The sequence below is a fragment of the Microbulbifer agarilyticus S89 genome (assembly GCF_000220505.1).
GTDB lineage: Bacteria > Pseudomonadota > Gammaproteobacteria > Pseudomonadales > Cellvibrionaceae > Microbulbifer > Microbulbifer agarilyticus_B.
Genome location: NZ_AFPJ01000043.1, coordinates 126,639 through 147,049, shown reverse-complemented (window position 1 = coordinate 147,049; position 20,411 = coordinate 126,639). Strand labels below are relative to the sequence as shown.

At 56.8% G+C, this 20,411-nt stretch carries 17 protein-coding genes and 1 tRNA gene; 7 read left to right on the top strand and 11 right to left on the bottom strand.

Annotation, left to right across the window (positions count from 1 at the left end; genetic code table 11):
- Nucleotides 1-117: 117 nt before the first annotated feature.
- The 6 genes from AS89_RS0114235 to AS89_RS0114210 all read left to right on the top strand — a co-directional run bounded on the left by AS89_RS0114235 (nucleotide 118) and on the right by AS89_RS0114210 (nucleotide 7,460).
- Nucleotides 118-561, top strand: coding sequence for a GatB/YqeY domain-containing protein (locus AS89_RS0114235; protein WP_010133378.1), 444 nt, complete (start codon nucleotides 118-120; stop codon nucleotides 559-561).
- A gap of 29 nt (nucleotides 562-590) precedes the next feature.
- Complete coding sequence (dnaG, locus tag AS89_RS18280) at nucleotides 591-2,714, top strand: DNA primase (protein ID WP_010133377.1); 2,124 nt, start codon at nucleotides 591-593, stop codon at nucleotides 2,712-2,714.
- 241 nt (nucleotides 2,715-2,955) lie between these two features.
- On the top strand, nucleotides 2,956-4,812 hold the full coding sequence (gene rpoD / locus AS89_RS0114225) for an RNA polymerase sigma factor RpoD (RefSeq protein WP_010133375.1): 1,857 nt from the start codon (nucleotides 2,956-2,958) through the stop codon (nucleotides 4,810-4,812).
- A 119-nt stretch (nucleotides 4,813-4,931) separates the two neighbouring features.
- On the top strand, nucleotides 4,932-5,321 hold the full coding sequence (locus AS89_RS0114220; protein ID WP_033230573.1) for a diacylglycerol kinase: 390 nt from the start codon (nucleotides 4,932-4,934) through the stop codon (nucleotides 5,319-5,321).
- 176 nt (nucleotides 5,322-5,497) lie between these two features.
- Nucleotides 5,498-7,282, top strand: a complete 1,785-nt coding sequence (locus AS89_RS0114215; RefSeq protein WP_010133373.1) for an autotransporter family protein — start codon at nucleotides 5,498-5,500, stop codon at nucleotides 7,280-7,282.
- A 101-nt stretch (nucleotides 7,283-7,383) separates the two neighbouring features.
- Nucleotides 7,384-7,460 (top strand) — tRNA-Ile (locus AS89_RS0114210).
- Nucleotides 7,461-7,567: 107 nt separating this feature from the next.
- On the opposite strand, the gene AS89_RS0114205 is transcribed toward AS89_RS0114210, so the two are convergent.
- Nucleotides 7,568-8,833 (bottom strand): MFS transporter, encoded by a 1,266-nt coding sequence (locus tag AS89_RS0114205; protein WP_010133372.1) that lies wholly within the window; start codon nucleotides 8,831-8,833, stop codon nucleotides 7,568-7,570.
- A 199-nt stretch (nucleotides 8,834-9,032) separates the two neighbouring features.
- On the opposite strand from AS89_RS0114205, the gene AS89_RS17725 reads away from it, so the two are divergent.
- Nucleotides 9,033-12,236 (top strand): DEAD/DEAH box helicase, encoded by a 3,204-nt coding sequence (locus tag AS89_RS17725; protein WP_010133371.1) that lies wholly within the window; start codon nucleotides 9,033-9,035, stop codon nucleotides 12,234-12,236.
- Between the two features lie 940 nt (nucleotides 12,237-13,176).
- On the opposite strand, the gene AS89_RS18480 is transcribed toward AS89_RS17725, so the two are convergent.
- From AS89_RS18480 to AS89_RS0114145, 10 genes are all read right to left on the bottom strand, one after another.
- Nucleotides 13,177-13,350: a DUF2061 domain-containing protein gene (locus AS89_RS18480; protein ID WP_010133370.1), complete on the bottom strand. Its 174-nt coding sequence runs from the start codon at nucleotides 13,348-13,350 to the stop codon at nucleotides 13,177-13,179.
- Between the two features lie 172 nt (nucleotides 13,351-13,522).
- Nucleotides 13,523-13,984, bottom strand: coding sequence for a cupin domain-containing protein (locus AS89_RS0114180; RefSeq protein ID WP_029250053.1), 462 nt, complete (start codon nucleotides 13,982-13,984; stop codon nucleotides 13,523-13,525).
- Nucleotides 13,985-14,052: 68 nt separating this feature from the next.
- Nucleotides 14,053-14,592: a redoxin domain-containing protein gene (locus AS89_RS0114175; RefSeq protein ID WP_010133368.1), complete on the bottom strand. Its 540-nt coding sequence runs from the start codon at nucleotides 14,590-14,592 to the stop codon at nucleotides 14,053-14,055.
- A 128-nt stretch (nucleotides 14,593-14,720) separates the two neighbouring features.
- A complete protein-coding gene (locus AS89_RS18475; protein WP_010133367.1) occupies nucleotides 14,721-14,996 on the bottom strand; it encodes a putative quinol monooxygenase in 276 nt (91 codons plus the stop codon).
- A gap of 73 nt (nucleotides 14,997-15,069) precedes the next feature.
- Nucleotides 15,070-15,540: a GNAT family N-acetyltransferase gene (locus tag AS89_RS0114170; RefSeq protein WP_158217372.1), complete on the bottom strand. Its 471-nt coding sequence runs from the start codon at nucleotides 15,538-15,540 to the stop codon at nucleotides 15,070-15,072.
- 127 nt (nucleotides 15,541-15,667) lie between these two features.
- Nucleotides 15,668-16,138: an ion channel gene (locus AS89_RS18275; protein WP_010133365.1), complete on the bottom strand. Its 471-nt coding sequence runs from the start codon at nucleotides 16,136-16,138 to the stop codon at nucleotides 15,668-15,670.
- Nucleotides 16,139-16,330: 192 nt separating this feature from the next.
- Nucleotides 16,331-17,632, bottom strand: coding sequence for a TRAP transporter large permease (locus tag AS89_RS0114160; protein ID WP_010133364.1), 1,302 nt, complete (start codon nucleotides 17,630-17,632; stop codon nucleotides 16,331-16,333).
- A gap of 15 nt (nucleotides 17,633-17,647) precedes the next feature.
- Complete coding sequence (locus AS89_RS17715) at nucleotides 17,648-18,229, bottom strand: TRAP transporter small permease (RefSeq protein ID WP_010133363.1); 582 nt, start codon at nucleotides 18,227-18,229, stop codon at nucleotides 17,648-17,650.
- A gap of 51 nt (nucleotides 18,230-18,280) precedes the next feature.
- Nucleotides 18,281-19,249 carry a TRAP transporter substrate-binding protein gene (locus tag AS89_RS0114150; RefSeq protein WP_237709696.1) on the bottom strand — a complete coding sequence of 323 codons (969 nt, stop codon included), beginning with the start codon at nucleotides 19,247-19,249 and terminating at the stop codon, nucleotides 18,281-18,283.
- A gap of 107 nt (nucleotides 19,250-19,356) precedes the next feature.
- Entirely contained in the window at nucleotides 19,357-20,361 is a 1,005-nt protein-coding gene (locus AS89_RS0114145) for a sugar kinase (RefSeq protein ID WP_010133360.1), read from the bottom strand.
- Between the last annotated feature and the right edge of the window lie 50 nt (nucleotides 20,362-20,411).

Here is a 20,411-nt window from a genome sequence, read left to right as displayed (position 1 = left end):
CGTTTTCTATTTGTTGCGCGGCGATTTATCCAAAGCTGCCCCTTCAGCCGCCCCGCCACAGGCGCTATGCTAGCCGCCTTATTCCCATCTTCTGCAACCAGAACCGGACAACGCCAAATGAGCACACTCAAGGAAACCCTCGCTACTGCCACCAAAAACGCCATGAAGGCCCGCGAAAAGGCACGTCTGGCGACCCTGCGACTGATCAATGCAGAGATCAAGCGCGTTGAGGTGGATGAGCGTATCGAGCTGGATGACGCGCGCATTCTGGCCCTGCTGGACAAAATGACCAAGCAGCGCCGCGACTCCATCACCCAGTACGAAAAAGCCGGCCGCCCGGAGCTTGCCGAAGTAGAGCAGCAGGAAATTGAGGTGATCCAGGACTTCCTGCCGGAGCAGCTGAGCGAAGCGGAAATCCAGGAAATCGTAGCCGCGGCAGTCAAGGAAACCGGTGCTGCCAGCATGGCCGACATGGGCAAGGTAATGGCACTGGTGAAGCCGCAAGTGCAGGGCCGTGCCGACATGGGCGCAGTCAGCAAGCTTGTAAAGGCTTCCTTCTAACGCCGCCCTGGTAGTTAGATTAACGACCGATGGCAGGCAAGATCCCGCAGTATTTTATCGACGACCTGTTGGCCCGCGCCGACATTGTTCCGGTCGTCGATAGCCGCGTTAAGCTGCGCAAAACTGGGAAAAACTATTCCGCCTGCTGTCCTTTTCACGACGAAAAAACCCCATCTTTCACGGTAAGTCCTGACAAACAGTTCTACTACTGCTTCGGCTGTGGAGCCAGCGGCAATGCCGTTGGCTTCCTGATGGAATACGACCGCCTACCGTTCCCCGAGGCAGTGGAAAAGCTCGCCGCCAGCCTGAGCCTGGAAGTACCGCGGGAGAAACTGGACGCAGGCCAACTCAAGCGCCAGCAGGAAAGCCAGTCCCTCTACCAGCTCACCGAGAAAGCGGCGGAGTTCTATCGCGAGAAGCTGCGGGACCACAAGGTCTCCACGCCAGCGATTACCTACCTGAAAAACCGCGGCCTGTCCGGCGCCATCTGCAAGGAATTCGGCATCGGCCTGGCACCGCCCGGTTGGGACAACCTGCTGAACCAGCTGGGCACCAGCGCGGAAAAAGCCGCGCAGCTGGAACTTGCCGGGCTGGCGATCCGCCGCCAGGACAGCGACGGCCTCTCAAATCATAAAGAGGGGGGCAAAGTCGAGCCAGCCAAGCGCCACCATTACGACCGCTTTCGCAACCGCATCATGTTCCCGATTCGCGACCAACGCGGGCGCACCATTGCCTTCGGCGGCCGGGTACTGGGGGACGACAAGCCCAAATACCTGAATTCACCGGAAACCCCGATCTTCCACAAGGGCCGCGAACTCTACGGCCTGTGGGAAGCGCGCCAGGCTAACCGCGAGCTCAAGCGGCTGATCGTGGTGGAGGGCTATATGGATGTGGTGGCGCTGGCCCAGTTCGATATCCGCTGCGCCGTAGCCACCCTTGGTACAGCCTGTGGTGAGGACCATATCCAACTGGCGTTCCGCCATACCCAGGAAGTCGTATTCTGTTTTGACGGCGACCAGGCCGGCCGCACCGCCGCCCGCCGCGCACTCGAAGCGGGCCTGCCGCACATGCAGGACGGCCGCAGCCTACGCTTCCTGCTACTGCCGGAAGGGGAAGACCCGGACACCCTGGTGCGCCAGATTGGCGGCGAGCGCTTTGACCAGCTGATCGACGAGCAGGGCCGTCCGCTGGAAGACTTCCTGTTCGACCTGCTTGGGGAAGGCATCAACATCCAGACCATGGATGGCCGCGCGCGCCTGTCGAAGGCCGCCGCGCCCCTGCTCGACCGACTGCCTGCCGGCGTATATCGCCAACTCATGTTCCAGCAACTGGCGCGGCGTACCGGCCTCGAACAGGACATGCTGGAAGAGATTATCGCCGCAGAAAAAGCCCGCAGCGCCGAACTCGCCCGCCAGTCGCAGCCGGCACCCAAACCGGCAGCTAAGCCGGGAAGCCAGCCGGGAAGCCAGCCAGGAAGCAGGCCAGCGGCCAAACCTGCATCCGCCCCCTCTGCGATGCCCATGGCGAACTCCCCCGCCGGGGAAGCAGCGCCGCTACCTTATGGTGACCAGGCGCCCCCCGCAGAGGCCTACGACGGGCCGCCGCCCGACTATGACGAGAACGCAATCCCCCAGGGCTATCCGGAAGACAGCCCGGAAAACAGCCCGGAAAACAGCCCGGCAGCCCAGGAAGGTCCGCGCCGCCGCAGCGGCCAGTACCGCCTGCCCGCCGAGCGCATGCTGATCGCGCTGCTGCTGCACCATCCGCAACTGGCGGAAACGATTGAGGACAGCGGCCGATTTAGCGCCAGTAACGACGCCGATTTGCAGCTGTTCGGCCAAATCCTGCAGGTTCTGCACCAAAACCCCGGCCTTAACAGCAACCAGCTGTTCGGCCGCCTGCTAAACCTGGAGAGCAAGGAAGCCCGCGAGCTGCTGCCGCGCCTCGCCATGAGCCACCCCATTGTCGGCGGCCAGGGCCAGGCCATGGAATACGACCCGCATACCGAGTTCAGCGATTGCCTGCGCACCCTGGACCTCACCGCCGAACGCGAGCGCAAACGGGGCCTGCTGGACCAACTGAAGAGCAACGGCAACCAGCTGAGCGCCGACCAGCTAGCGCTACTGGCACAATTTCGCCGCAAGCAGGACTAAGCACGGCCGCCTGGCAAGGTTTTCAGCCACTCCCCCTTGAATTCCCTCTGGCCAGCACCATATACACAGGCCCGCCGTCATTAGCCGGTGGGGAACCAAAGACAAGCGCGCCAGGACACCCTGAACCACGCCATCTGCCTTGACAGTCATAGTGGTTATTGCTATCGCAAATACGCTATAATCCCGCGTCTTTGTCCAGACAAAAGTCCCGACTATCAATCCCCAGAATTCAGGGTTGTGCATGACCGACAAAACCCAACAGCAAAAAACCACCTCCCGCATTCGAGAACTGATTGCCCGCGGTAAAGAGCAGGGCTACCTCACCTATGCGGAAGTGAATGACCACCTGCCAGAGGACATCTCTGATCCCGATCAGGTGGAAGACATCATCGGCATGATCAACGACATGGGCATCAAGGTGTTTGAACAAGCACCGGATGCCGAAGAACTGTTGATGGCCGAAGGCGACAGCTCCGCTGATGAAATCGCCGCCGCCGAAGCCGCTGCCGCGCTCGCCGCCGTAGAATCCGATGTAGGCCGTACCACCGACCCCGTGCGCATGTACATGCGTGAAATGGGTACCGTAGAGCTGCTTACCCGCGAAGGCGAGATCGCCATCGCCAAGCGTATCGAAGAAGGCCTGCGTGAACTGATGGCCGCCCTCGCCTACTGGCCGGGCGCCGTGCAGCACATCATCGACGAATACGCGCTGATCGAGAAAGAAGAGCGTCGCATCCCCGATGTGATTGCCGGCTGGCTCGACCCCGCCGAAGACGTGCCTCCGGGTGCCCAGGCAGGCCAGGCCGCGCAGGCGTCCAAAGAGGAAGACAGCGACGACGATTCCGACGACGATGATGACTCCGAGGAAGAAGAGGAAAACGTCGGCGGTATCGACCCGGAAGAGCTTGCCGAGCGCATGAACGCGCTGATTGCCGCGCAGAAGAAAGCGGACGCGGCAATCAAAAAGCACGGCCGCGATTCCAAAGAAGCCGGCACTGCCATGGAAGCCGTGGGCGAAGTATTCCGCTTCTTCAAACTGGCCCCGCGCCAGTTCGATCCGCTGTACACCGAAGTGCGCAACATTCTCGACGAAGTGCGCGCCCAGGAACGCCTGGTGATGAACCTGTGCATCAAGCGTGCCCGCATGCCGCGCAAGACCTTCATCAAGGAGTTCCCCGGTAACGAGACCAATCAAGATTGGATCCCGGCGATCATCAAGAAAAAGCGCGACTACTCTGATGCACTGCGTCAGGTAGCGGACGAAATCCAGCGTGCCCAGCGCAAGCTGCAGCAGGCCCAGGAAAAAGCGCAACTGGACGTTGGCCAGATCAAAGAGATCAACCGCCGTATGTCCATCGGTGAGGCACGCTCTCGTCGCGCCAAGAAAGAAATGGTCGAGGCCAACCTGCGCTTGGTAATTTCTATCGCGAAGAAATACACCAACCGCGGCCTGCAGTTCCTGGACCTGATTCAGGAAGGCAACATCGGCCTGATGAAGGCGGTAGACAAGTTCGAATACCGTCGCGGTTACAAGTTCTCCACCTATGCAACCTGGTGGATTCGCCAGGCGATCACCCGCTCCATTGCCGACCAGGCGCGCACCATCCGTATTCCGGTGCATATGATTGAGACCATCAACAAGCTCAATCGTATCAGCCGTCAGATGCTGCAGGAGATGGGCCGCGAGCCGACTCCGGAAGAGCTGGGCGAGCGCATGGATATGCCGGAAGACAAGGTGCGTAAAGTCCTGAAGATCGCCAAAGAGCCGATCTCCATGGAGACGCCGATCGGTGATGATGAAGACTCCCATCTGGGTGACTTTATCGAAGACCAGAACCAGTCTTCGCCGGTGGACACCGCAACCTCTACCGGCCTGCACGATGCAACCCGCTCTGTACTGGGCGGCCTGACCGCGCGGGAAGCAAAGGTACTGCGCATGCGCTTTGGTATCGACATGAACACTGACCACACCCTCGAGGAAGTGGGCAAGCAGTTCGACGTTACCCGGGAGCGTATCCGCCAGATCGAAGCCAAGGCTCTACGCAAACTGCGTCACCCTTCGCGCTCCGAACACCTGCGCAGCTTCCTGGACGAGTAACTTTCCATCGCGGAAAATCGTCCATACTTGAAAAAGCCCGGCTCGCCGGGCTTTTTTGTGGACCACGGTTTTATTGCAAACGGATGAATATCCACAGCAACGGAGCGAAAAAAAAAACAATGGAAGAGCAGTTCGTGAACAAACCCGGCAAAACCGGTATCTCCCGCCTTATTGATGCCACCGAGTACTCCCGTCAGGGGCTACTCGCCACCTGGCGCAACGAAGCGGCCTTTCGCCAGGAAGTCTCCCTGGCGATTTTCCTGATCCCCGCCGCCCTGTGGCTCGGTGAATCCGGCGTTGAGCGCGCCCTGCTGATCGGCGTCACCCTGCTGGTGATGATCGTCGAACTGCTGAACAGCGCGGTGGAAGCCGTAGTCGATCGGGTTGGCCCGGAAAAGCACCCGCTGTCGAAAATCGCCAAAGACACCGGCTCCGCCGCGGTTTCCATTTCCCTGCTACTGTGGGTCAGCACCTGGGCCTGCATCCTGCTACCACGCTGGCTTGGCTGAGCCATTGCCAATGGATGACCGGGCGAATTAGCCCGACAAAATTCGTGACCGCCGGGCGCTGAGCCCGGCATTCCCGGCCACCCCGACCTAAACTCCCTGCACTGACGTACCTAATTGGTACCCCCTAAATAAAGCGCAACGGATTTGCGCCCAGTAATAAGTTCAGGGAAGGAACCATGTTGTATTCTCGGGTGACCCGCGATCTTGGCGCGGGCACAGCGGTAGCTTTGCTTGCCCCATTTCTCGCTGCTCTCCCGCTTTTGCCATTCAGTGCGCAAGCCCAGATTCAATTGGGCGACGGCGACAATCAATACACTCTCGAAAATGGCGACAATGCCGCACGCAACAATGCGCTGTTGATCGATGGCGGCAACGGCTTCGACACACTGACCCTGCGGGATGTCGCTATCAGCAACCCGGCGCGCCTGCAGCGCTGGGAATCCATCACGCTCGACGGCGCTAGCCGCCTGGTACTCGACACCACACTCATCCTCGGCGACGAAGGTAACTATCCGGGTCAACTGCGTATCGGCGGCGACAGTAGCCTCGCTTTACCACATCTGGGCGCGGCAATAATTCCCTATAGCGGCCAAGGACTCACGCTGGTCAACCATGGCGTTATCGACATGCGTGGTCCCACCGCCAATCAACTGCTCGTAAGGGGCGATTACACCGGCACGGGTGTCATCCACATGGATATGATCGCCGGTGGTGACGACAGCCTTGCCGACAGTCTCATCCTGAATGGTGGCCACGCCAGCGGCAGTACACAGCTGGTATTTGAGCGCTTCTCCGGAAACGGCGCCGATACCATTGATGGCATTCTCGTGGTGGAGGCCACCAATGGTGCCACCACCGCCAGTGACGCGTTTTACATGGACAGCCCGATATCCGCCGGACCCTACGAGTACTTGCTGTTTCGCGGCGCCCGCAGCGCCGAGGACAGCGACAACTGGTTTCTGCGCTCCAACCTGCTGCCCGGCGACGCTGGGAGCGGCGAACCCGTCCCCCTCTACCGCCCTGAAGTACCGCTGTATGCCCAGGCGAAGTCCCTCGCGCGCCTGACATCGCTGCAGGAAATTGGCAGCTACCACAAACGCCGCGGCGAGCAGCGCAGCTGGTTTGATGGCGTCAACCAGGAGTGGGCGCGCGTGCACCACACCCGCGCCGACTACAACTGGCATGGCGATGTGGATAACCGCTTCGACGGCAGCATCTCTGGCTTTCAGATAGGTAAGAATTTTTGGGCGGGCCCCACCTGTACCGGTGGCGCACGGGAAATGGGACTGTTTGTGGGCAGCACCCGCAGCAGCGGAGATGTCACCGGCTTCGCCCGCGGCTTCAACAACTACGACGCCGGGCGCAACCAGCTCACCAGTCATCACATAGGCTACTACTTCAACGACTATCGTCCCAACATGGGCTATTTCGACTTCACCGCTAAAGTCGCCTACGTGAAGCTGCACAGCCAATCCACTCGCGGCATCGGCGACAGCATCACCGGCCCACAGCTCACCCTGTCCATGGAAAAGGGTTTTACTTGGCAGGTCACTGAGTCAATAAACCTGGAGCCGCAACTGCAGGCAGTGGTGAATTACACCAACTTCTCCGCCTACGAAGACGGGATTTCTTGGGTGGATACGGACAAGACCCCGGAAGCCAACTTTCGCGCCGGTATCCGCGGTTACAACGTCGACGCCCAGGTGCTCAATGGCAATTTGCGGCTCTACCTGTTCGGCAACCTCTGGCACACCCTCGGCGGCAACGACCAGCTGGTGTACAACCTGAACCAGCAAACCGACCTTGCGCGTGAGGCCACCTGGGGCGAATTTGGCGGTGGCGCGGTACTGCTGGAAAGCCAGTACGGCAGCGCCTTTGTTAACGTGGGCTACCAGACTTCTCTGGACGGTCTGAACTGGTCCGGCGGCAACGCCAGTCTGGGCTTTAACTGGGCATGGTGAGGAACTGGGACAGAGTGGGGAAACTGCCCCAGAGCGTTGATTTAACGCAGAAAATCGAGTACTTTGCCAACCCGTTCGCAGGTCCCTGCGAGCGCCTGTGGGGGCCTTTAGCTCAGTTGGTTAGAGCATCCGACTCATAATCGGCAGGTCCTGGGTTCAAGTCCCGGAAGGCCCACCATATTCACCCCAAGCTCAGCACACTGATCCCGTCGGATGCCGACTCACCTCTCTACCCGAAAGCCGGGCAGGTCCTGGGTTTAAGTCCCGGAAGGCCCACCATTTTTTCTAGGCGCCCTGCGAATTCCCCCAAGTATTCCCCTGAAAAATTAACACCGCCAGAGCAAACACAGTGATTAGCAACGGCGCAAACGATACCCACAGCACCGCATTCCAGCCGTAGGTACTGAGCAGGCCGCCGGAGGCAAATGAACCCAGTGCCATCAAGCCAAACACAATAAAGTCATTGAGGGATTGCACGCGAGTTTTTTCGCTGTCGCTATGGCATTCGAGTACCAGCGCCGAGGCGCCGAGAAAACCGAAGTTCCATCCCAACCCCAACAAAACCAGCGTCACCCAGAAGTGCATTACCGCGACACCGGTCAGCCCCACCGCCGCAGACAGGCCAATGAGCAGCAGCCCCACCATCATCACCCGCTCCGCGCCAAAGCGCGCAATCAGGCTGCCGGTGAAAAAGCTCGGGCCGAACATCGCGATCACATGCCACTGCAATCCCAAATTGGAGGACTCAGTGGAGTGCCCGTGTATATGCATGGCGAGCGGGGCCGCGGTCATCAGGAAGTTCATCAGCGTGTAAGAGATGGCGCCACATGCGGCGGCGGCGATAAAGCGCGGCTGGCGCGCAATAACGCCGAGGGACCTGCCACCACTGCGCAGTGTTGAGACAGGCTTCGGCAAGCGTACGCCGAACAAAATGATGGCGGATAGTGCGGCCACAGCTGCCTGTGCCATAAACGTCACGGCAAAAACATGACCTGCCCACAGGTGCATGGTCCAGGTCACCAGTTGCGGACCAACCACGCCCGCGGCAACGCCACCGGCCATTACCAGGGAGAGTGCGCGCGCCTTGCGACTGGGCGCAACCGCATCCGCAGCGGCGAAGCGAAAAGACAGCACCACGGCAGCATAGGCGCCACCGAAGAAGGTCGAGCCGCAAAACAGCCAGAAGCCCGCCACTCCACCAAGCAGGATTGCATAGGTGCCCAGCACACCCGCCAGTATTCCGGCACCCGCGCCCAACAGAAACGCCGCACGCCGACCATAGCGGCCGGCGACCGCGCCAAACGGCAAAATACACAGCGCCATGCCCACCACAAAAATGGACAGTGGCAATGTTGCCAGCCAGGACGCAGGGGCTAATTCGGCCCCGACAATCGCGCCGGTGGCATAGGCCACTACCGAATTAGCGCCGGCCAGCGCCTGGGCGATCGCCAGGCGCCAGATATTGCCGCTCTGTTCCCGCGCACTGAGCAGTGAAGCATCGCCCACACAGGCCGCAGTAGGCCGAACGGTTTGCTCAGTCACATCGTTCATAAACAGCTATTTCCCCAAGCACAGACGGCAGGCATTTCTTCAGCAAAAGAGCAGGGAATATACCAAAGCCACCGTGGCCAGCACTATCGCCGTCTATGTGCATCCAGCGCCATATTCAACCTCCGGGTCAGCTAGCCATGCTAAAGTGCCAGGTTTCACCTGTAGTCACGGCGGCTAAAACCGTACCGGAGCGCTCAACTTGGTCCGTTTCACCCTGAAAAATGTTCGCAATATGGTCGACCCACGCGCATTTGAGCGCGGTGAGGACTATTTCCAGCGCGGGCGTGTGCAGGAGGCCTACTGGGACCCAGACTCCAATATCTATCGCGGCCGGGTAAAAGGTTCGGCGCGATTCGTTTACCGGGTGGAACTCGATGTCGAACGCGGCCGGTTGGTGGGGCTCTGCTCCTGCCCGGTCGCTCTCAACTGCAAGCATGCGGTCGCCGTGGCGCTGGAACTGCTCAGGCAGGAACAACGTGAGGTCACCGCCGACAAGTCCGACACTGCAACAGGTACCGCGGAGGCCGGCACGGCAGACTGGCAGCAATGGCTCGCCAAGCTACCGAGCACTCCACGCACCCATGCCCTGCCTCTGGAGCACGGACAACACTACCTGCTGTACGTGCTCGAAAAAAATACTCAGGGGCAACTGCAACTCGCCACCAAGAAAGGCTACCTGAAGAAGGACGGCAGCTGGAGTCAGTTGCGCTATTTCACGCAGGAAACCAACCGACTGGGGTGGAATCGCCCCAGTCACCTGCTGGATGAAGACGTCAACATCTTGCAATTGTTACCCCGGGTAAGTGCCAGCGGCAAAATCGAATTATCCGGCGATGCGGGTCGTCGCGCACTGCCCTATCTGCTCGAAAGCAAACGCTTTTATTTCGAAGAAGAACTCATCCGACAAGCCCCGTCGCGGGCACTACAGTGGACCTGGCAGGCAAAGCAGGGCGGTAAACTACAACTCGCGGCAAGCCTTGAAGGGTTGGACTCCAGCAACTGGCACACCATTCCTACGAACCCACCCTGCTATCTGGATGCCGATACCGCCCGCCTCGGCGATATCACCACACCACTCCCCACGGCGCAACTGCTGCACCTGCTCACGATGCCTGCGGTACTGGAACAGGACGTGGGCCTGATGTCTGTCGCGTTGCGCCAGCGCGTGCCGCTGGATCAACTGCCGCTACCGGTTGAGCCGACACTCACCGTTGTTCGTGAATTCAATCCCGTTGTCACTCTGGTGGGCTGCGACTTTGATCACTACAAGTTGCCCGCCTTGAAGCTGAACTTCGATTACGGGGGCTTTTCTCTTGCGCCCAATTACAGCCGCCACTATGCGGGCAAGGAAGTGACCGAAGAACAGGATGGGAACTACTTCCAGATTCTTCGCGACGAAGAAGCAGAGAGCCGCTGTCGCGACCGGATTCACGAGCAAGGCCTCTACTTGATGCAGGAAAACCTGGGCGGCCAGGAAGAAGTCTGGATTCTCGATGCCACCAAGCCCGAGAAAATTTTTCAGCGCTGGAGTGCACTGCTGCGAGAGCAGTTGCCCGAGTGGCGCACACAGGGCTGGGTCATCGAAACCGATGCCAGCTACCGTTTCGATATTGCGCATGCCGACATTGCGATCGCGCTCACCGACCGCGATAACAACTGGTTCGACATGGGATTGGACCTGACGCTGCCCGATGGCCGCCAGTGGCCGATCGTCGACTTGGTCGAACAATGGCTGGAGCAAGATGCCCCAGATGAACTGAGCCTGATCGTGGATGGAGACTGGGTAAGCGTGAACACCCGCCCCCTGCAAGGTATTCGCAGCCTGCTGTTCGACTTGCTCAAAGAGAAAAAACTCGATCAGCCCATTCCGCTGCCCGCCTTCCAGGCGGTGCAGTTTACGGATATCGATATGCTGGACGACGCACGCGCCCCGCAAATTCATCAGCTAAAAGAAACCCTGCGGGATTTTTCCGGGCTGCCCACCATCCCCAAGCCGAAACATCTGCACGCGACCCTGCGACCCTACCAGCAGGATGGCCTGAACTGGCTGGCATTCCTGCAGGGCTATGGTTTTGGCGGCATACTCGCTGACGATATGGGGCTCGGCAAAACGCTGCAGACCCTGGCGCTGGTACAACACATGAAAGAAAGCGGTAGTCTCACCGCACCGGCAATGGTCGTCGCCCCCACCAGCCTCACCGGCAACTGGATACATGAAGCCGCAAAGTTCACCCCGCAATTACAGGTGACACTGATTCATGGCCCCCACCGCGAGGCCGCCTTTCCTCAGGTCACCCACAGTGACCTGGTGATCACCACTTACCCCCTGCTGGCCCGCGATTACGAACATTACCGAGACCACGCGTTTAGCCTGCTGGTATTGGACGAGGCCCAGGCCATCAAAAATCCCAGCACCAAAGTTGCCGAGTATGTTCGTCGTATTCGCAGCAGCACTCGTTTGTGCCTGTCCGGCACGCCACTGGAAAACCACCTCGGTGAGCTCTGGGCACTGATGGATTTTGCCCTGCCCGGGCTACTCGGTGGTAGCAAAGCCTTCCAGCAGGCGTACCGCAATCCCATCGAAAATCATGGCGACCATGAGCGGCAACAAGAACTCGCACGCAAGGTGCGTCCGTTTATGCTGCGGCGCACGAAATCTGAAGTCGTCGCCGACCTGCCGCCGAAAACTGAAACCATGCAGTATGTGGAACTCGGGAGCAAGCAGCGCAGCCTGTATGAAAGCGTACGCATCAGCATGGAAAAGCGAATCCGCGATCTGGTCGCGCGCCAGGGGCTGGGGAAAAGTCAGATCGAGTTTCTCGATGCCCTGCTGAAACTTCGCCAGACATGCATCGACCCTCGACTGGTTAAACTGGAAATGGCGGCGGGTATTGAGGAAAGCGCCAAGCTCAACTGGCTGGAAGAAAACCTGCCACAATTGCTGGAGGAAGGCCGCAGTATGCTGATCTTCTCCCAGTTTACCCAAGTGCTAAAACTGATTGAGCAGCAGCTCGACGAACAACAGGTCGAATACGCGAAACTTACCGGCCAGACCCGCAACCGTCAGCAAGCGATTGACCGCTTTCAGAGTGGTGACGTGCGGGTATTTTTAATCAGTCTCAAGGCCGGTGGGGCCGGACTGAACCTGACCGCCGCAGATGTGGTGATCCATATGGACCCCTGGTGGAATCCCGCGGTAGAAAATCAGGCGACGGATCGCGCCCATCGCATTGGGCAGGACAAGCCGGTGTTTGTGTACAAGCTCATTGCGGCCGATACGGTGGAAGAGCGCATCCAAAAAATGCAGCAGCAAAAGCAAGCGCTGGCGGATGCCCTGTTTGATGCCACGCAGGCACAGCAGCTGCCAAAAAGTGGCGAAGAACTATTGGGATTACTTTCGTAAAATCAGGCCTGGTAACTTAAGCCGGAAAAACGGCACGCAAATTACTGAGTGCCATTTACAGGCTGTCATCCTTGTCGAAACTTTGCAGCTGCGTCTCCAGCGCCCGCAGCAGAATACCCGTCACCCAGTCCGCCACTACTTTTTCAAGATACATACCTGATCACCGTAATAGTTATCGCTGTAATTACATTCAGAGTTACATGCAACGTTCTGTTGAAAACTACATTCGGTGACGGCGGTTGCAGGTAACTCTGTACGTAACAAGTGTGTCGTGGAATTTTTCATTGTTGCTCTCGCTCTTTCTTAATCTGTTCGTCGTGTATTCGCGAAACTAAGACTAAGAATAGACCGAAAGTCACCATAGCGATAATCAAATATAGCTTTCGCCTTGATTGCTGGACACTATCCAGATATGCGAGCGATCGGTGAACCTGCTTTGAGGCGACGGGAACTTGCGGTGAGTCTCAGGGAAAATGGCATTTGTGCGCACATTGGGCATGTGGCGGCTGGTCCCTCGTTTTTTACACTACAGTTAACACGTGGCCGCGCAGACTTTCCGTATCTTTTCCCTGGTCAACACGCTCACGAGAGAATTACCGCGAAAGCAGCAAAGGCATACATCGCAGCGTATATGCAGTAGAGGTTTCCAAATGAATACGCACTTGCCGCTAAAATCCCACCACCAAGCCAAACCTGCCATTCTCGCCACCCGGCAGAAGGACACCACGGCGCATTCACAGTCGCACGCCAAGCTGGGTAAGACCTGTGATAACTTGAGCCTGCGGTATCCAAAGGACTTGGAGCGTTGTTTCGTGCTTGGTAACAACTGAGCAACAAGCAGATAAACGAAAAAGGCCACGGATTGAGCACAATCCGCGGCCTTTCGAAATTCTTGATGCGCAGCGATTCTCTGGCAGACGTTAACCGCTGAGAAAAACGATCAGGCAACCGCAGCGCCGCCCCACCACTTCTCATGAAAATAGTACGCCACCGTGTTACATGCGGGCTCTACGAGTGCCAGTGCGCTTCCGACCAAGAAATCCCCGGTCATCACAAAGCCCACGGTGAATGCGACGGCCATGTGAACTAACGCAAAACTACAGGTCTTCTTCATAGTGAATCATCCTCAGTTGCACCGGTCTCGGGTCGGGCCGCACTGTGCAAATTTTGAGCAGCCACGAACAATATGCCGATTATCGAGAACAATTCCTATTTGTAAAAATTGTTTGCATCTAGCCACTTGATAGAGGTGACCAATTAGACCCCATGACTTCGCGCCGGACTGCTTAGTCCCGGGAAGATTTTCCCTGAACCACCTGCACGCCGTTTTGTTCGAGCACCTGGGCGATACGAGCCCCATCGTTCACACCCGCAGGAATTTCACGATCCAACGCTTCGAACATCTCCACCGCCCGGCTGCCGGGTCCCGTTATCTCAAGTAATTCGGCACCGCTGGCACCAAAGGTAAACGAATGCACCTCGCCTGCCGGGAAGTGCACCAGACTCCCGGCTTCCGCGCAAGTCTCGCACCCTCGCAATGCAAAGTCGACACTGCCGCGCACCACAAAAAAGGTTTCATTCCAGTCATGCCGGTGCGGAGGGGGCCCATCCCCAGCCTTGCCGTGAACGATGGTGATTGCGTACGAGCCCGTCTGCGCGAGTCGCGCAAGGACACTCACCGTATCGCCCATTACATTCAGCGGACGAGGATAGTCCTCGGGAGAAACCGTGAAGGAATGTTTCGCCATAACAGTACCAGCAGCCGGTTAACTGCGAAGCCGGGATTGATTTTTCAGGGATCGGACACTTCTGGTGATTAGTACTTCAGTGTCCCACGAATCGGATAGTGATTGTCCGGATCGCGAATCCAGGCGAGACCGCGAGTCAGCGCGCCCAGCTCCGGGCGTACAAAGGGATTATTTGAGATGTCCACCACGTGCAGATTACCTTGCTCGTTCACCACAAACAGCCCGGGCTCGGCAAAATTGTGGTCCGTCTCTTGTTCTGACCGGGGGATGGAAATATACAGGCCCAGCGTCTTCATCTGCTCTTCCGTCAGCCCGTAGGCAATGGGGAAGCTAACCTGTACTTTTTCCAGGTGCTGCTCCAACTGCTCTTTTGAATCAGCGGACACCGCGAGAATATCCACATCCGCATCCCGAAAGGCCTGCTTGAATGTTTCCAGTTCGCTCAGGTACTTGGTACACAGAGGGCAATGCTTGCCACGATACACAAACACGGCCTGCCAGGTCGCGCCTCCTTGTGGCTTACCGAGGGTAACGCTCGAACCATCCAGCTTGACCGCCTCCAGAGAAGGAAAGGCATCACCTGCTCTCAGTTTGGTAGAAGTAGCCATATTTATATCTCAATTAAGAATATATCGTGGAGAATCTTCGCCATAAGCATAGGTCATGATGTGGAAAACGGCGCTGTTATATTTAGACGGACATCAGGCGGGCAGACACCCGCATAAATAAGAAACTGCTATCCGAAAACCGTATAGTGACGTGAAACGTTCGTAGTCAAGCTACCCCAGCGCGAGCTTTTTACACGCTTTTGGTGATGTTGAAATGCGTCACGATCAATAAATTCCTCGTGAACATTGAAACGTGTCGGCTCTTCAACATCCTGTTCGACCACAAATTTTAGACATCCTGGTTCCGCGCGAGTAAGACGAGTATGCTCGATGAGTTCGCGCTTGATGGCATCAAGCTCTGTCGCAGGGACGAGGATATATCCATCTAATACTACCTTCCCCACTACACCCCCTTTAAACCGTAAAACAAAAAGTGCCAGATCATATCGGGCTCACTATTACCTATTCGCTCAACTTTTATAGCACGAGCTCATAAAACAGAGTATCCATCTCAGCATCGAGCCTTTTGTTAAAACCCAGCTTCTCGAAAAGTCGCTGAGACTGAATATTCTCCAAACTGACACCGCCGATAAGTGCGCTAAGAGATGCCCCCTTGCGCACCTGATCAATAAAGCCGCTCAGCAGTTCACTCGCCAGCCCTTGCCTCCAACATGACTCGCGTAGCAAGAAACCGATATGTGCATCCTGCTGCTGGTTAACGTGGACAAATAGAAAACCGACGGGCTCCTTGTCGATCCGTGTCGTAATCAACAAAAGATGACTCTCGGCACACATACGAGCTAGCCATACTTTCGCAACTTCGGGGGAGGTAATCCCGGAAAAGTGTGGCGGTAGATAAGCAACCACCGCAGGTGTAAGAATTTTCGGTATCTCGACCAGTAATTCCGCTCGATCTGATGCGGCACTATCAGCAGACAGCTCACTCACTAGGAGCCGAGGCGTTTCGAAATCGAACATAATAATTGGTAATTCAAGAAAATATTTTCAGTGACTGCAAGCATACGCCCAAGAGAACTGCCTCACGCAGGAAGCCACCTTCTCCCATAGATTTGCATTAGCCGTCCCTATCGCTTGTTTCTGGAATTCGGCCGTTAAGGAAATTTAGCACCAACGCGGTAAAAATAGCCATCATGATGTAGCCCAGGACGGCCTGTAGTGCAGCCCATTGTCGCATAGCCGGCGTTGGCACGCAGTCGCCGTATCCCAATGTCGTCCATGTGACGATACTGAAATAAATACTTGTGTAGGCATCCTTAACCAGCCTGCCTTCACAGACAATACCTTCTCGCTCATAGAGTGCCGCAAAACCTGCGATCTCCACAACAATGATCACGACAAAGTAGATAAATGCCTGAATCCTGTATCTGAAATCTCGGTGATTAAACGCCCAACTGACAAATATAGGAACCGTTACCGACATAAGGAGGAAGGACAGCCCCCTGAATCCCGAGATTGAACAAAAGAGCGTGGTGAACAAAAGCAGATACATGATTTTTGATTCATTGAGAATCTTCATATTCATCATTTGTATGTTTCGAGTTGATAGCAACGCCAAATGCCACGAGTGCAGCGCATTTATTCGGTTAGCAACAGAAAATGATAGGCGAAAAAAAGCCGGGCTTGTCAGCCCGGCAATACCATCCTGGTGGAGAGAAAATAAGGGTACGTCATGCCGCCAAATGACACCTATGCCACGCGGCAACCTGCGCTGGGACGATTAATCGATCAAGCCCAAGGCGCGCGGCAAGAACTCGCTAATCGCGGGGACCAGGGTAACCAGGGCCAGTACCAGGAACATCATCAGGTACATAGGCAGTAGTGGCCGCACCAGCGCGGTAATCGATGTTTTCGAGATACTCGCCCCGACAAACAGCACACTACCTACCGGCGGCGTACACAGGCCAATGCAAAGGTTCAGAATCATGACGATGCCAAACTGCAGCGGCGACATACCCAGCTCTACCACGACCGGCAGGAAAATAGGGGTAAAGATCAATACCGCGGGGGTCATATCCATAAAGGCACCCACGGCGAGGAGTATCAGGTTTATCGTCAGCAGAATGAGCAGCGGGTTCTCACTCAGGGTAATCAAGGCCTGGCTAATGGTCTGCGGGATGTTCTGGTAGGACATGATCCACGACATCGCCGAGGATGCGGCAATCAGGAACATCACGATCGCGGTGGTTTCTACTGACTTGGTCAATAGCGCAGGAAGCTGGCGCAACTTAACTTCCTTGTACACCACACACGACAGCAGTAATGAGTAAAGTACTGCGATGGCACTGGCCTCGGTGGCCGTGAAAAAGCCACTGATAATGCCGCCGATCACAATAAAGATCAGGAGCAGGCTCGGTACTGCATCCAGTGTCTTCTGCACGGCTTCCTGCAGCGAGGGCTTTTCACCCACCGGATAGCCTTTCGCCTTGGCCCACAAACCACAGACCATCATCAAACCCAGTGCGAGCAACAAGCCCGGAAGGTAACCGGCGATGAATAGTGCCGCAATTGAGACACCACCAGACGCGAGAGAGAAGACGATAAGAATATTACTCGGCGGGATCAGCAAGCCAGTGGTGGATGAGGCCACGGTAACGGCGGTGTTGAAATTCTTATCGTAGCCTTCTTTTTCCATCGAGGGGATCATAAAGCCACCGATGGCGGAGGTGGCCGCCACGGCAGAACCCGAAATGGAGCCAAACAGGGTACAGCTGATAATGTTCACAAATGCGAGGCCGCCGGGGAGCATGCCCACGAGCACCCGCGCGAAGTCAATGATCCTGCGCGCGATACCGCCACTTCCCATGAGCATGCCAGAAAAGATAAAGAACGGGATTGCCAGCAGCGCAAAGCTATCAATACCCGTGGCCATCCTCTGTGCCATGGTGATCATGGCCGGGTCAAAGTCAATCGTACACAGCATGGTGAGCACGGTGGCAACACCGATACTGATCGAAATAGGCACATTGAGCGCAAGCAGGATCAGAAAGCTGATCAGCAGAACCAGAACGGCAACTTCCATGGCGTTATCCCTCGCTTAAGCTTCAACCGCCGGTTCTACCGGCTTGGATTTTTGTTTTACCGCCAGTACTGGCTGATCACTCATCTCCGCTTCATCGTGGCGGGCGGCGGCACTGCCAATAGCAGATTCTTGTGGCTTGTTGGCGATCAACTGTAATAATTGATCAAGCGCAAAGACACTAATCAGCAAACCGGAGAGTGGCAACACGCTGTAGACATATCCCATAGGAAGATTCAGCGCGGCTGACCGCTGCTCGAGTTCAAAGGTCAGCAGAACAAGTTTGGCGCCGCCATAAACCATGACCATTGATGCGAAAACCAGGCAAACAGACACTACAAATAATTGCAGAAGGCGTTTTGGTCGTCCGTGCAGCGCATTACTGAGCAGATCGATACCGAGATGTGATTGCTTGCGATAAGCATAAGCGGCGCCCAGTAGCCCTATCCAAACCAGCAGGTAACGTGCAATCTCTTCGGTGTATGAGCTGGGCTGCATGGGCAGGAAACGGGTGAGAATTTGCCAGGTCACATCGAGCACCATCAGCCCCAGCAGTGCCCCGAGCAGCAGGCCCAGAACTGTTTCAATTTTTTGCATCATCTTCGCTTCCACTTTATTTTTATGCGCGAATTATCGTGCGTTATGGGTGGCTTAATTGATCGCTTTGATCTTATCCAGTAACTCGCCGACGGACGTACCCTGATAGCTGTCGTGCAGGGGTTTAACTGCATCGATAAATGGCTGCTTGTCGGGGTAGATGACTTCAACCCCTGCCGCCTTTACTGCGGCCAAAGATTCTTCGGTAGAAGTTTGCCACAGTGCGCGCTGGTAAGTTACCGCCTCGTCCACAGCCTGGCTCAACCAGCCCTGCTGTTGCGCGGAAAGCTTACTCCACACTTCAGTACTGATTAGCAGCAGGTCCGGCACATACGTGTGCTCGTCCAGGGTGTAGTAGCGGGAAACTTCATAGTGCTTGGAAAGGTAAAAGCTCGGCGGGTTATTCTCTGCACCACTTACCACCCCCTGTTGTAAGGCGGTATACAGCTCTCCCCAACTTACCGGTGTGGCCGCACCGCCCAGGGTATTCACCATCTTGATGGCAGTCTGGCTGTTTTGTACCCGGATCTTCTGGCCGGTTAAATCGGCGGGGGTATGCACCGGCACGTCATTCATGTAGAAACTGCGACTGCCAGCATCGAGGTATCCAAGCCCGCGCAATTTCGCACGTTCACAGGCGAGTAGCAGGTCTTTGCCGATAGGACTTTGCAGTACTTTCCAGAAATGATCGGAGTCACGGAAAACGTAGGGCAGGTTGAACACCTTCATCTCCGGCACGAATCCCTCCATGGGACTTGCCGACACCTTGGTCATGGCGAGGCTGCCAATCTGCAGCAGCTCAATCAGCTCGCGCTCACTGCCCAGTTGCCCCCCCGAGTAGATATCGATGCGCATGCTGTTGTCAGAGAGGTCGCGCAAGCGCTTGTCCATATACACCATGGCACGGTGGACCGAGTGCTGCTGGTCCAGGGTGTGCGCCAGCTTCAGGGCCACCTGCTCATCCTGAAAACCGCAGCTGGCGACAACTACGGCTGTAGCTCCCAGAACTGTGCCTTTCAGCATTCGCCGAAACATTTTCATCATCATTGTGCTGACCTGTGAATTATTTTTTTATTCCGTACAGGTTTGGACCGCGCAGCCTCGCTACGCGTACTGGCGACCCGAACTCATCATACCCTTGTATCGGCTGTATCGGCAGCAATACCCACGGGAGACAGGGATTCCCGTGTGCAATCGTTATATTGGTCACGCGGGATTATCGCTCCGCGGTAACCAATGACCTGCGCCGCGCAGCGATTACCTGCGGCTATAGAGTCATGCGCGCTGGCACCCTGCAGTCGAGCCCCCAGGTAGCCCGCATTGAATGCATCGCCGGCGCCGGTGGTATCGACGACATTGCTGACCGGCGGCACCTCTACCGCAGTCAGTGCGCCGCCCTGTTGCAACAGTACCGGCTCGGCCCCGCGTTTCAGAACCAACTCGCTAATGCCCGCACGGCTGTTGCGCTTCAGGCTCTGCAAGGGGCGCTTGTCGCCCCACAGGGCCTGCTCATCCTCGAAGGTGAGCAATGCAATGTCGGTTTGCTGAAGAAAGTCCAGGACCACTCTGCGGGCGGTATCGGGGGATTCCCACAAACGCGGGCGATAGTTGCTGTCGAAGGCCACCCGCCCCCCGGCTTGCCGATATTCACGCAAGAACTCCAGCAGCGCGGCACGGGCATCGCGCTGCATGATCGCAATGCTGATGCCACTCAGGTAAATGCAGTCCATCTTCTGCAGATGGGACTTTACCAACTGGCACTGGGTGCCCGGCGTCAGTAATGCTCGCGCGGGAGACTCACCACGCCAGTAGGTAAAGTAGCGCTCACCATCCGCTGAATTCTGAATCATGTACAGGCCCGGGCAACGTCCGGGCAACTGTTCGATGGCGCTGACATCAATCCGCTCAGAATGCAGGAGTGTGAGTATTTCCTCGCTGTACGGGTCATCACCCAGCAGGGTTAAGTAACTGACCTCGACACCACTGCGCGCTATGTACACCGCGGTGTTGAAGGTATCCCCGGCGAAGGACTGCCGCAGCAAAGGCTTACCGGTTCTAACACTGGGATCTGGGGTGTGGCCTGCCGCCTGCGGCGCCAGTTCAACCATTACTTCTCCAAGCGCTGCCAGCTTCACCTGTGGATCTCCCGAAAAATCTGCATCACCCCAATTCCTAACCAGGCCCA

Coding starts and splice junctions, on each gene's coding strand:
- AS89_RS0114235 (WP_010133378.1), top strand. CDS start 118: ATGAGCACACTCAAGGAAACCCTCGCTACTGCCACCAAAAACGCCATG.
- dnaG (WP_010133377.1), top strand. CDS start 591: ATGGCAGGCAAGATCCCGCAGTATTTTATCGACGACCTGTTGGCCCGC.
- rpoD (WP_010133375.1), top strand. CDS start 2,956: ATGACCGACAAAACCCAACAGCAAAAAACCACCTCCCGCATTCGAGAA.
- AS89_RS0114220 (WP_033230573.1), top strand. CDS start 4,932: ATGGAAGAGCAGTTCGTGAACAAACCCGGCAAAACCGGTATCTCCCGC.
- AS89_RS0114215 (WP_010133373.1), top strand. CDS start 5,498: ATGTTGTATTCTCGGGTGACCCGCGATCTTGGCGCGGGCACAGCGGTA.
- AS89_RS0114205 (WP_010133372.1), bottom strand. CDS start 8,833: ATGAACGATGTGACTGAGCAAACCGTTCGGCCTACTGCGGCCTGTGTG.
- AS89_RS18480 (WP_010133370.1), bottom strand. CDS start 13,350: ATGAAGAAGACCTGTAGTTTTGCGTTAGTTCACATGGCCGTCGCATTC.
- AS89_RS0114180 (WP_029250053.1), bottom strand. CDS start 13,984: ATGGCGAAACATTCCTTCACGGTTTCTCCCGAGGACTATCCTCGTCCG.
- AS89_RS0114175 (WP_010133368.1), bottom strand. CDS start 14,592: ATGGCTACTTCTACCAAACTGAGAGCAGGTGATGCCTTTCCTTCTCTG.
- AS89_RS18275 (WP_010133365.1), bottom strand. CDS start 16,138: ATGATGAATATGAAGATTCTCAATGAATCAAAAATCATGTATCTGCTT.
- AS89_RS0114160 (WP_010133364.1), bottom strand. CDS start 17,632: ATGGAAGTTGCCGTTCTGGTTCTGCTGATCAGCTTTCTGATCCTGCTT.
- AS89_RS17715 (WP_010133363.1), bottom strand. CDS start 18,229: ATGATGCAAAAAATTGAAACAGTTCTGGGCCTGCTGCTCGGGGCACTG.
- AS89_RS0114150 (WP_237709696.1), bottom strand. CDS start 19,249: ATGCTGAAAGGCACAGTTCTGGGAGCTACAGCCGTAGTTGTCGCCAGC.